The organism is Vibrio sp. YT-19(2023), assembly GCF_033337395.1.
The window spans coordinates 1-598 of the sequence record NZ_JAWOQN010000772.1; the positions used below are offsets into that span (position 1 = coordinate 1).

The following is a 598-nucleotide window of genomic DNA, read 5'->3' on the forward strand; positions in this document are numbered from 1 at the left end:
TTAAAATTAAGCAAATAATCTCTACACTCAAGTTACGACAATAAGAAAAGGAAGCGGATATGGCAATACTAAGATTGGAACCTCAACAGCTATATTCTGTAGCGGATCTAGAGAATATGCCATGTAAGTCGACCAAGGAACTGCCTCCTATTGACGAAATCGTGGGACAAGAGCGTGCGCAAAAAGCGGTCGAGTTTGCGATGTCAATTAAGGAAAAAGGGTACAACATTTACGCCATCGGTCAGAACGGGCTAGGTAAGCGCACGATGATTCTGCGCTATTTGAATCGTCACCAGCATGACGCCGATGCTTTATTTGACTGGTGTTACGTCGCGAATTTTGAAGATACACGCACGCCTAAAGTGTTAAAGCTCCCTTGTGGAATCGGTAACAAACTGCGTGTTGATATTGAAGCCTTAATGGGGAAATTGCTTAACGCGCTGCCATTAGCTTTTGATAACGAAATGTACTTTAGCCGTGCTGATCGTTTGAAAAACCAGTTGGCAAACAAACAGCAAAATGAATTGGACCGCATTAGTCGTGAGGCTAAAGAGCACGGCATCAGCCTGACGATCACATCGCAAGGCGATTATCAATT

Annotated in this window: 1 protein-coding gene; it reads left to right on the forward strand. The window is 43.6% G+C overall.

All coding sequences use genetic code 11. From position 1 onward, the window contains the following. Positions 1-59: 59 nt before the first annotated feature. The coding region (locus R7E78_RS28380; protein ID WP_318058914.1) for a Lon-like protease helical domain-containing protein at positions 60-598 on the forward strand (539 nt) is incomplete at its 3' end.